The 11705-nt window shown below is 36.3% G+C and carries 12 protein-coding genes; 4 read left to right on the forward strand and 8 right to left on the reverse strand.

Annotation, left to right across the window (positions count from 1 at the left end):
- Positions 1-30 precede the first annotated feature (30 nt).
- On the forward strand, positions 31-2076 hold the full coding sequence (locus tag CDL10_RS08905) for a heavy metal translocating P-type ATPase (protein WP_100678202.1): 2046 nt from the start codon (positions 31-33) through the stop codon (positions 2074-2076).
- A 126-nt stretch (positions 2077-2202) separates the two neighbouring features.
- Here the strand turns inward: CDL10_RS08905 and CDL10_RS08910 are convergent, their stop codons facing one another.
- Complete coding sequence (locus CDL10_RS08910) at positions 2203-2385, reverse strand: hypothetical protein (protein ID WP_100678203.1); 183 nt, start codon at positions 2383-2385, stop codon at positions 2203-2205.
- 58 nt (positions 2386-2443) lie between these two features.
- On the opposite strand from CDL10_RS08910, the gene CDL10_RS08915 reads away from it, so the two are divergent.
- The gene (locus CDL10_RS08915) at positions 2444-2653 is read left to right on the forward strand and encodes a hypothetical protein (protein ID WP_100678204.1); all 210 of its coding nucleotides are present in this window, start codon (positions 2444-2446) and stop codon (positions 2651-2653) included.
- A gap of 21 nt (positions 2654-2674) precedes the next feature.
- On the opposite strand, the gene CDL10_RS08920 is transcribed toward CDL10_RS08915, so the two are convergent.
- Both CDL10_RS08920 and CDL10_RS08925 read right to left on the reverse strand, forming a co-directional pair.
- Entirely contained in the window at positions 2675-3568 is an 894-nt protein-coding gene (locus tag CDL10_RS08920; protein ID WP_100678205.1) for an integrase core domain-containing protein, read from the reverse strand.
- Positions 3568-3816 (reverse strand): helix-turn-helix domain-containing protein, encoded by a 249-nt coding sequence (locus CDL10_RS08925; protein ID WP_207760148.1) that lies wholly within the window; start codon positions 3814-3816, stop codon positions 3568-3570. Before CDL10_RS08925 ends, CDL10_RS08920 begins: the two co-directional genes overlap by 1 nt.
- Positions 3817-3930: 114 nt before the next feature.
- On the opposite strand from CDL10_RS08925, the gene CDL10_RS08930 reads away from it, so the two are divergent.
- Positions 3931-4572: an RteC domain-containing protein gene (locus CDL10_RS08930; protein ID WP_207760149.1), complete on the forward strand. Its 642-nt coding sequence runs from the start codon at positions 3931-3933 to the stop codon at positions 4570-4572.
- 7 nt (positions 4573-4579) lie between these two features.
- On the opposite strand, the gene CDL10_RS08935 is transcribed toward CDL10_RS08930, so the two are convergent.
- From CDL10_RS08935 to CDL10_RS08950, 4 genes are all read right to left on the reverse strand, one after another.
- Complete coding sequence (locus CDL10_RS08935; RefSeq protein WP_165773001.1) at positions 4580-5590, reverse strand: RES domain-containing protein; 1011 nt, start codon at positions 5588-5590, stop codon at positions 4580-4582.
- 52 nt (positions 5591-5642) lie between these two features.
- Positions 5643-6584, reverse strand: coding sequence for a sce7725 family protein (locus tag CDL10_RS08940; protein ID WP_100678207.1), 942 nt, complete (start codon positions 6582-6584; stop codon positions 5643-5645).
- On the reverse strand, positions 6566-7435 hold the full coding sequence (locus CDL10_RS08945) for a sce7726 family protein (RefSeq protein WP_100678208.1): 870 nt from the start codon (positions 7433-7435) through the stop codon (positions 6566-6568). Before CDL10_RS08945 ends, CDL10_RS08940 begins: the two co-directional genes overlap by 19 nt.
- A gap of 329 nt (positions 7436-7764) precedes the next feature.
- Entirely contained in the window at positions 7765-8496 is a 732-nt protein-coding gene (locus CDL10_RS08950) for an SIMPL domain-containing protein (RefSeq protein ID WP_100678209.1), read from the reverse strand.
- 121 nt (positions 8497-8617) lie between these two features.
- On the opposite strand from CDL10_RS08950, the gene CDL10_RS08955 reads away from it, so the two are divergent.
- Positions 8618-10636, forward strand: a complete 2019-nt coding sequence (locus tag CDL10_RS08955; protein ID WP_100678210.1) for a M3 family metallopeptidase — start codon at positions 8618-8620, stop codon at positions 10634-10636.
- Between the two features lie 185 nt (positions 10637-10821).
- Here the strand turns inward: CDL10_RS08955 and CDL10_RS08960 are convergent, their stop codons facing one another.
- The gene (locus tag CDL10_RS08960; protein WP_100678211.1) at positions 10822-11682 is read right to left on the reverse strand and encodes a glycosyltransferase family 2 protein; all 861 of its coding nucleotides are present in this window, start codon (positions 11680-11682) and stop codon (positions 10822-10824) included.
- Between the last annotated feature and the right edge of the window lie 23 nt (positions 11683-11705).

The following is an 11705-nucleotide window of genomic DNA, read 5'->3' on the forward strand; positions in this document are numbered from 1 at the left end:
TAAATATATATCAATTTTAATAAAACAGATATGGAACATAAGCATACTTACGATGCACAGGGCAAACAGCTTTGTTGCACACAGGAAGAAAAAATCTACACCAAAGCAGGTGCAAAGAATTTGATACAGGACGACGATTGTTGCAGTACACAAAAGCATAATCAAAATCACAGCGATGATGACGGACACGACCATTCGCATTCGGGAGGTACTGACAATATTTTCAAGATGTTTCTTCCCGCCATTATTTCCCTTACGCTCTTGCTTACAGGTATCGCAATGGATAATTGGTTTCCGCAAACGTGGTTTACCGATTGGGTACGAATTATTTGGTACGTGGTGGCTTATGCTCCTGTTGGACTGCCTGTACTTAAAGAAGCGATTGAGAGTATTCGTAAAGGCGAGATTTTCTCGGAGTTCTTTTTGATGGGCATTGCCACTATTGGGGCATTTGCAATTGGCGAATATCCCGAGGGTGTGGCGGTAATGTTGTTCTATGCTGTTGGCGAGGTTTTTCAGACAATGGCTGTGTCGAGGGCAAAATCAAACATCAAATCGTTGCTTGACCAAAGACCCGATGAAGTAACGGTTTTAAAAAACAATAAACCGCAAACAGTAAAGGCAGAAACCGTTACCATTGGCGAAATCATACAACTGAAACCGGGAGAGAAATTAGGCTTAGACGGAGAACTGTTGTCCGAAACATCATCGTTCAATACATCGGCTTTAACAGGCGAAAGCAAACCCGACACAAAGAATAAAGGCGAAACCGTTTTGGCAGGGATGATAAACCTCAACACCGTATCGCAGGTAAAAGTTACGACAGCTTACACCGACAGTAAGTTGAGCAAAATTTTGGAATTGGTACAAAATGCCACAACACAAAAAGCACCAACGGAATTATTTATCCGGAAATTTGCAAAAATTTATACGCCTATTGTGGTACTATTAGCCATATCCATTTGCCTCCTGCCTTATTTCTTTGTGGAAAATTATGAGTTTAGAGATTGGCTGTACAGAGCTTTGGTGTTCTTGGTTATTTCCTGCCCTTGTGCGTTGGTTATTTCCATTCCGTTAGGTTATTTCGGTGGTATTGGTGCTGCGAGCAAAAACGGAATATTGTTTAAAGGGAGTAACTTTTTAGATGCTCTTTCCGATATCCAAAACGTAGTGATGGATAAGACAGGCACAATGACAGAGGGCGTTTTTAAGGTTCAGGAAGTCAATTTCAATCCCAAATTTGATAAAGCTGAAATTCTGGAATTAGTCAACATTTTGGAAAGCCATAGCACACACCCCGTAGCAACTGCTATTCACGAATACGTGGGGAAACCGAATAATGAAATCCGATTAGAAAATACGGAGGAAATTGCCGGACACGGTTTGAAATCAACGGTAAACGGCAAGGATTTATTGGTCGGGAATTTCAAACTGATGGATAAGTTCGGCATATCATACGACTTAGACCCGAACAGCATCGTTTATACAACGATTGCCGTTGCTTACGACAGCAAATTTGTCGGTTACATCACGATTGCCGACAGTATCAAAGAAGATGCACAGGAAACCATTACCTTATTGCATAAGCTCAATGTTAAAGCAACGATGCTTAGCGGAGATAAAAGTACCGTTGTAAAATATGTGGCGGAGCAGTTAGGGATAGACAATGCTTTTGGAGATTTATTGCCCGAAGACAAAGTAAACAGGGTTAAAGAAATCAAAGCCAAAGGCGAAAGCGTTGCTTTTGTGGGCGATGGTGTAAACGATGCTCCTGTTGTGGCATTGAGCGACGTAGGTATCGCAATGGGTGGTTTGGGAAGCGATGCCACTATCGAAACTGCAGATGTGGTCATACAGGACGATAAGCCAAGTAAAATACCTATAGCAATCAACATCGGTAAACAGACAAAGAAAATCGTTTGGCAGAATATCACATTGGCATTTGGAGTAAAAGCGATTGTACTCGTACTTGGGGCAGGTGGATTGGCGACAATGTGGGAAGCTGTTTTTGCGGATGTTGGCGTAGCGTTATTGGCTATTTTGAATGCGGTAAGAATACAGCGAATGAAATTTTAAACCACTTCAATTTATGAGTTTTGAAAAGGAAAAAGAAAATACGCAAAAAGAAATATATCCCTAATCGGCATATTTCTCAATCAAGTAAGCCTGTAAAAAGGGTAGAAAGATTGCATCATAGAATACTTAATTGGACAATGCTGATTTTCCTTTCTGCCATATTGATATTCCTAATTTTTGCTGTTGTCCGTCATATTTATCATCATTATATAGGCAATTTTCAACACCATCAACACCAACATCACCATCATCGTTGAAATGGCAGATTAGAGATTTTTTTTGATACGGTAGATACAGAGTTGTAGGCAATCCAAAAATGCGTTACTCTCTTTTGAGTAGCATTTTATCAAATCAAGCATAAAGTTAAATGACAGTATATTACAAACAAGCAATCGAAAATTTAGAAGAAGAAATAAATAAGTTGCACTTTGAACAGAGCGACTTATTAGTTTCTTATGAGAAAGCTATTAAACTCATTTTAGCAAAAACTTCTGAATTAAAGCAACACGTGCTGGATGTAGGGTTTAAAAACCAACAGGAAGAAATTTATTTTTTCAAACACTGGCTTAAACGCTAAAACTTGGACACTTTTTTCTACCTATTCATGGATTAAATTATCACAATTAACCCCTATTTTCTTTAGATATTTGAGTGGTGATAAATAACCCAATCCACCATGAATTCTTTCAAAGTTATAAAATTTTCTGAAACGACTCATTGTTGTTTTTAAATCTTTTAAATTTTCAAATTCAAATCTTTGACAAACAGCACTTTCCATGATTGAATGATAGCTTTCAATATGTGCATTTTGTTCTGGTGTGGCAGGCTTGGTAAACTCCTGACTTACACCTTTTTCAACAAAATATTCTTGAACTATCGAAGCAATAAATTGACTGCCATTATCATTTCTCACGATAAAATTAGCGGGTAATTTATAGCGTGAAATAATTTGCTCAAATAACTGAATTACATCTTCTTTCCCGATATTATATGCAATATACTGTCCCATATTCCATCGACTATAAACATCTAAAACAGTTAGAATCATTGCGTTGGTTCGATTGCCCTGGACATAAACAAACTTAATATCGAATTCAAAAAACTGAAACGGTTTTTCAACATTGGGAACCAATTCTTTCACCCAATTTCGATTTCGAGACTTGCCTTTGTTTCTTTGAAATTTCAACAAGTTATTCTCCTTCATAATTCGATAAGTTCGAGTAGATCCAATGGAATAACCTAATTCTTCTTTCAAGTATTTATAGGTCTTAAAATAGCCATAATCAACGAATTCTCCCGACAAAAGTTCTTTGATGTCCTCCAACAATATTTCCTTACTAACCGTCATGCCATCTTTATAAAAGTAAGACGATTTTCGTTTACCTGCCTTGCTTCCGGTAGATTTATAATAATAGGAACTTCGAGCTAAACCATTTATTCTCAAAAGTTTATCGGCCGGATAGCCTTGTTCCTTAAAATCTTCTACGACCATTATTTTTTCGAGTTTCGAAGGCTGCTTTTTTTTAAAAGAGAATCTTTTACCCGGATTGCAAGTTCCTTTTCTGCAACCAACTTTTTGAGTTCATTGTTTTCTCTTTTAAGCTGCGCTAACTCCAGTTCTACAGCTGTCTTAGCTCCTTTTGACAAACCCTCAACACCCAACTCTTCATAACGCTTCTTCCAGCCGTAAATCGTCGCTGTTGACACGTTAAACTCTCTTGAAGCTCCGTGTGATACCATGCTCTTCAGTGAATAATAAAACGTCTTCCTTCTCTTTTAGAGACCATTTTTTACGATGTAAACTCATAACACAAATTTAAAACTATTACTTAATTTTGTGTCCAGGTATTAACTATGCTATTAGGACACCAGAAACCTGCCCTTGTTTCCAAATTGATTTACTATAACGCTGTTTATAAAATCGAAACCAAAAAGCCTTACGGAGGGAAACAAATAAAAAAATTTCTTAACAAAGAATTGAGTAAACTCAAGAAATTCTTTGACAACAACATTGATTTTTACAAATATTACCGTTGTAACAATTCCTTTCTCGACGAGAATTTCTTTATGCGAGGAAAACACGATATAAGGTTATGGTTAGATACATATTATTTTGAAGCAGACCATCGTTTTTGTACCTCCCACGATTATAAGGTTGCCAAAATATTAGCCAATGATTTGATACAAGCATATCTTGAAAACCAGCTAAACAATAATCATAAAAAGCCCCTTAATAATACTTCGCTCAATTGGACGGGAAGCAAAACGGCATTAACCGAGTTAATATACGCACTTTATGAACAAGGTGTGTTCAACAACGGAAATGCCGATATAAAACTAATTGCCAAAACATTTGAAAGCACCTTTAATATTGATTTGGGCGATTTCTATCATACGTTTATGGAATTGAAAGCCCGTAAAATTAACCGAACGAAATTCCTTGACAGCCTGTGCGAAGCCCTGATAAAGAAAATGGACGAGCAGGACGGTAAGTAGAAGTTATTTAAGTATTTACTTGGGTGTATTCAAGATTTATATTTTCAATGTCATAGACATTAGTTTCAATACACTTGAATTTTTCAGGATAAAATATTGCAACATTATAACCCTGCGAATATAATGAACTTCTAAATTCTATACCGTCAAATCCCATTGATTTTATCAGTTCTGAAAGATACTGCGTTGGCAGATAATCCAATTCGCTGTCATTCTTTCTTCTTGGCTTTGAAAGTTCTTCTTCCAATTTATCAATGAAAGAACCGTGTAACATAACTTCCTCTAAAGATTCTAATTCTGCAAGCCTGAATACATCGTATGTGGAGCGACTTAAATTAACTACTCTTATGTCTTCTTCGAGTTTAAATGTACCGACAGAAACATAATCAAATAAACTTGCTCTTGCTTCATACAAAGTTGTTGTTATGTCATTGGCAATATAGAGATAAGAAATACCATTCGGATTGGCTCTTCCGCTTTTGGCTAATGCATTAGGGGGATTACCCATTTGTTCGAGAGGATACCCTTGTGGGTTATTACTAATTCTTGCTCGGTAAAATTTCTTTCCCTTTTTGTAATCTTTCTGAAAATGTTTGAATAAGGATTTTAATTTTTCCAAATCCAAAGCATTTACAAAATGAAACCTATTTACAGTTTTTATTTCTTCGGAAAACTTATCCCAAGAAAGGAAAAGAGGTTGAGTAACGTCTTCCTCTGCTCCTGTATTATGAAACCTTAATCGTACAGGATTATCTAAAACATTTTGATAATTGGCAATGTCATCTTTAATAATTTCAGCGATGAGCTGTTTTATATTATTTGTATCAATTAGTTTTTGCGTAAATACTTTTTTATGAAAATCCGTAATAATTTGAATTTCCAATGGTTTTCCATTGGCAGTATCAACTTCATACAAGTCAATAATCCCAAGAAAGAAAGGGTTTAATTCGGAAGCCTCATAGATACTCACATTTTCGGACAGACAATAATCACAATTACCTGTTGTCTTGTTACCCAAAATGATAGCATTTATATAACTGCTCTCAAAACAATTTGTGCAACAATTCATACTAAATCAATTTCAATACTAAATCTATATGGTTCATTAAGGAAAGTTTCTTTAATGTCCCTAATCCCGGAAAGTGTCCGTTCTCGTGAAAACGTCTAAATTCAGGTATAGCAATAGAGTTATAGCCTGTTTGGTCACACCAAGCAATGAGTTTATCTAAAGCCTCAGCAAACTTTCCTGCAATATCCGATGTGTCATCGTTTGAGTCAGAAACAAAATGCTTCACTTTTATTCTATTTGTTTGTGCTTCCGCATAAGATAAATGTATCGCAACAGCGTAGGGCAAAAACCCTGTTTCCGAATATTCCTCTCCAATAGAAAGATAGTCTGAAAAACCTTCAAATCCTTCGTCTTTGTAATAGATATGTTCTTCTGAAAAATTGCTTTCATCTACTTGCAAATAATCAGCATTCTTTGTTTGAGCATTGAAATAATCGTCAAGTTCAATCAGGGTATTTCTTTCAAAATTTCTAAAATATCTTCTACTTGTTGATGATAGATTGATTACATTATACCTAATAGCAAAATGTTCTTGATATGATTTAAGAATATCCGAAATGTTATCAAACACGGCATTATGAATAATACTTAGAGCAGGAATAGCTTTTGTATATTGTTGTAAAATGCCAATAGCTTTTGAATGGTCTATCCTATTATGGAAAATAACACCTATCTGATAATTTGTATAATCTCCAACTGAACTACTAATAGTATTAAAGATTGCATTGGTATCTTTGAATGTTCCTACTTGTGGATTAACAACAACTGTAAAATTGATATCATGACTTGCTAATTCTTTTATTGTAGTCTTTAAAGTAGAAGAATCCTTGACAGGTTCAATAATAGGAGATACCTTGGCTTTATTTGGAAAAAGAACAGGTTTAGTTAATTCTCTTATTCCTATCAACTCAAACTGTTTTCCTCTTATATACGGTTGATACATACGCTTTTAGTTGCTAAAAAATTATACAATCTTTGATATTCCTGCTCATTAAAATCCAAAGAATTACAAATGTGCTTTAGTTCTCTTGGGGTTTTAGATGATTTCAGCAAGTCGGGGTTCAATAACTTTCTTTCTTTTAATTTATTCAAAACCTGCTTTTGAAAATCAACTATATCAATTGTGGCAAGTAGTTCGTAACAAGCTCTAAAAATTTTTGTATTAGGAACATCAGGAACAGAACCAAAATTAACAGCAACTAAATCAAGATACTCTTGCTTTCTCAATATTTTAAAAATAGTTTCAAAGTCGAAGAAAGATTTATTTGCATCTGCCTCTTTCATCGTTTCCAATTTATTTTTGGTATTTAATGCAATAATACCAATGCTCGTGTTTTGGTATTCAACTTGGAGCTTTTTGGCGTACTTTTCATCTGTAACAATATGTACCTCGTTGGCAAATTTTCGGTAGTCATTTATTTGTTTTGCCAACTTTTCTAATCCGTCAAGTTCCGTTTTAATCTCATAGACTCTTACAGCACCGTTCAACATAACCAAGTCGGCTTTTGAAGCACCAATTTTTAGTTCATTAAGCGTTAATGTTGATTTTAAGCTATGAGTTTTTATAATATCAATAATCAAATTATTTTTATAAATGTATTCACATCTATATTGCTTTTGTAACGACTTATATAACGACTTAATTATATCTAAGTTGGTTTCGTATGAGGTAGTGTTGAAGTATTTATCTATTTGTTTTTGAAATAGCACATAATCGTCTTCCCGTACTATCTTTTGGAACATAGGCGGGGAGAAAATTTGTGATAATACTCTCAACTTTTGTATAGTTTTCATACTACTTCTTTACACTACAAAGGTAACAAATTACAAAAAGATAACTATTATAATGCTTGATAATTCGGTTTCGTGGCTTAAATAGGTTATAAATTTAGTCAAAAAAATGTACCAACATATACTTTAACATTATAAAACAGTATCAACAAATATATTTTTTCATTAGGGTTCTACTTAATGCTTTTAGGTAGTAGCTTCGTGACTTAACGAGTTTAACCGCTCCAAATCTTCCAAAAAATGTTTCGAGATTTGTTCGGTTTCGGCTACTAAGAGCAAAGAGAATCAAGAAATTGGTTCTCTTTTTTGTTTTTGTTTTCTTAATGAAAAAATTATTTAATTTTATAAATCAGTTTCATTGTAATGGTTGCTGTTTTGTTTTTGGAACTGGTATTGAATGAACCGCCCCACGAATATTCCTCAGACGAATTCTGGGCAATAATTTGGAACACACCCATTTCAGATTTTTTCAAATCGCCTAATCTTGCACCGGCATTTTCAGCAATTTGTTCGGCACGGGCCTTGGCGTCTTGCGTGGCTTCTGCAATCATACGAAGTTTCAACTCTGCCAATTTGGTGTAATAATATTCCGGCGAATAGGAATCTAACTCTATTCCCAAATTGATTAATTCCGACACTTCTCTGGAAATACTTTCCACTTTTTCCACTTCCTTACTTTCAATTTGTACATTTTGCCGTAATGTATATCCGGTAAAAACCTGTGAACGCAGATTGTAATTCTGGTCATAAGTATTGTCGTAATTCTTGCTGATATTCACAGACGAGAACACAATTTCATCTTCATTAATCCCTTTGGATTTCAGATAATCTTTCAAACTGTTCCGGTCGCTTTCCAATGATGCATACGCCGTTTTCATATCATGGCTGACTTTGGAAAACGAGCTTTTCCAAACAACCAGATCAGACACAAAATCTGTACTTCCCGACCCGGTTACGCTGATTGTTTCTTCGCTTGTGTGCCGGTTTTTGAACGCATTGGTCAGCAATGCTGTGGAAACCACCAGCGAAATACCGATAATTATTGCCGTGATATAATTTTTCATTTCTTAAAATATTTATACCAAATGTAGCAAAAATAATAATTCCGGGCATCATTCTGTTTACAGATTTGTTGTAAAGTTTCCATATAAGCAGTAAATTTATGCCTTTAATAAAAATACGACTATGCAAAATATTCTTTTAACCACATTTGACGAAGCTCCTTTTTCCAAAATAAATAATTCCGATTTTGAACCGGCTTTTGATGAGGCAATCAAACTCGCAAAAACAGAGATTGAAGAAATTACCGTTAATACTGAATCGCCTACATTTGAAAATACACTGGAAAGGTTAAGTTTTTCCGGCATGCAGTTAGACAGAATTTCCAGTGTATTTTTCAACCTGCATTCTGCCGAAACCAATGATGAAATTCAGCAGATTGCACAAAAAACAGCACCGAAATTGTCAGCTTTCAACAATGATATAATCTTAAATGAGAAATTGTTTGAGCGAATCAAAAATGTGTATGAGCAAAGAGAAAAATTAAATTTGACCGCAGAACAGCAAACTTTATTAAAGAAAACCTATCGGAATTTTGTCCGTAACGGAGCATTGCTCAACGAAACCGATAAGCAGAAACTGCGGGAAATTGATGCGGAATTAGCAGTTGAAAGCTTGAAATTTGCCGAAAATGTTTTAACTGAAACACAGGCTTACCGCTTACACATTACCGACGAAAAGCAACTAAAAGGTTTGCCCGAAGGTGCTTTGGAAGCAGCAGAACAACTGGCACGTGCCGAAAGCAAAGACGGTTGGCTTTTCACGTTGGATTATCCGAGTTATCTGCCTTTTGTTACTTATGCCGAAAACCGAGAACTCCGTGAAAAAATTGTTTGTGCCAACGGGCGAAAAGCTTTTCAGCAGAACCAGCATAATAATGAAAAAATCGTATTAAAAATCGTTCAGCTGCGACATCAACGGGCTAATTTACTGGGATATAAAACCCATGCTGATTTTGTATTGGAAGAACGCATGGCTGAAAATCCGGAAAATGTACAGCGTTTTTTGAACGAATTATTGGAAAAATCTAAACCAGCTGCCGAAAAAGAGTTAAAAGAATTAACCGATTTCGCTCAGCAAACAGACGGAATCAGTCAGTTACAGAAATGGGATTCGTCCTATTATGCCGAAAAACTCAAAAAACAAAAATTTCAGTTAGATGATGAGTTGCTTAAACCCTATTTTGAGTTAAACAACGTATTGAACGGAGCTTTCGAAGTAGCCCGGCGATTATACGGAATCACATTTAAGCAAGTAAACAATGTGGACGTTTATCATTCGGAAGTACAAACCTATCGTGTGTATGACGAAGATGGCTCTTATCTGGCTTTGTTTTATACAGATTTTTTCCCGAGAAAAGGTAAACGAAACGGTGCGTGGATGACTTCGTTCAAATCACAGTACACCAAAAACGGTATTAACGAACGCCCGCACGTATCGATTGTTTGTAATTTTACCCGACCAACAACAACCAAGCCTTCACTACTGACATTCAACGAAGTAACTACATTGTTTCACGAATTCGGACACGCTTTGCACGGTATGCTGGCAGATACGGTTTATCCCTCACTGTCCGGAACGTCTGTGTACTGGGACTTTGTTGAATTGCCTTCCCAAATTATGGAAAACTGGTGCTACGAAGAAGAAGCCTTAAAGTTGTTTGCCAAACATTACCAAACCGAAGAAATCATTCCGATGGAATATGTAAACAAAATCAAAGAGAGTGCGAATTTTCTTGAAGGGCTGGCAACCGTGCGACAACTAAGTTTTGGGTTGTTAGACATGGGCTGGCACGCACAAAACCCGTCAGAAATCAGTGATTTAAAAACATTTGAAAACCGACAATTTGCATCAACACAAATGTATCCTGACGTGAAAGACAATGCGATGAGCCCTTCTTTTTCGCATATATTCAACGGAGGTTATTCTGCCGGCTATTATTCCTACAAATGGGCAGAAGTTTTAGATGCCGATGCGTTTGCCTTTTTCAAAGAGAATGGTATTTTCGACCGCCAAACCGGACAGCTATTCCGAGACCACATTTTATCCAAAGGCGGAACAGAAAATCCGATGGAATTATACAAACGATTCAGAGGACAAGAACCCAATCCGGAAGCTTTGCTGGAAAGAGCAGGATTGGTGTAAAAGCGGGAGATGTCGGGTGTTAGATGTTGGGTGTTAAAAACCACAGAGGCACAAAGGTCACAAAGAAAAACTCCGTGTTCTCTGTGTCTTTGTGGTTTATTCGATTCAGAGGTCAAGTGACCAAGCTAAAACCCCACAGACTTACGACTATTGACTTTTCCCTCTTGGCTCTTAGCTTTTGCCTCTTAGCTCTTAGCTCCCGTTAGCTTTGAGTTAATTCTCTGCCAACGATATTTTCGGATAAATCGGGCTTGTTTAGCAGTCACAAGCAAAGGAGTTTGTTGCTTTTTTGCTTTTTGGTAACCTTGCATATAATCCCAAAATAATCTTGGTTTTCCTTTTTTTAAAGCCAATTTTACGGAAGCAATCAACGTAAGCCAAAAGCCATATCCCAAACGATAGAAAGCCTTTCCTTGTTTATATCTTGCTTCCCGGTCATAAACCGCTCCGGTCGGTTTGAGATGTTGAACCTTTAATTCGGGCAACACAACCACTTTCCAGCCATAATATTTTGCCAGCAATTCATCAACCGTGTCCCAACCCATCGCAGGACGCAATCCGCCAATTTGTTCAAAACATTCTTTCCGGTAGCTTTTGAACGCTCCGCGAATATGGTCTTTGTCGGTCAGGCTTTCTAATTGCCACTCGTTTCCTTTTTGGATATATGCCATACCTCCGACCATTCCAATTTCAGCATCTGAACGGAATTTTACGGTAATCATTTCAAAATAATTTTCCGGCAAAATCAAATCAGCATCTAATTTAACGATAAAATCAACACTTTTTTGTAAATGTTTTAATCCCTCATTGAAAGCTTTGATTACTTTACTTCCGGGCAAATGTTTGGCTTCCGCCTGATTAGTTATCAAACGAATAAAATCATACTGCCGGGTAAATCCTTCAACTATATGAGGTGTATTATCGGTTGAGCTGTCATCAACGACAATTACTTCATAAGGAAGCAATGTTTGAGAAACCAGACTTTTTAAAGTATCTGCGATATATTTTTCCTCGTTGTATGCCGGAATAATCACACTATAGTTCATAGATAAAATGCTTAATGGCAAAG

Origin of the sequence: Avrilella dinanensis (assembly GCF_002807015.1) — a bacterium.
GTDB classification, from domain to species: Bacteria; Bacteroidota; Bacteroidia; order Flavobacteriales; family Flavobacteriaceae; genus Flavobacterium; species Flavobacterium dinanensis.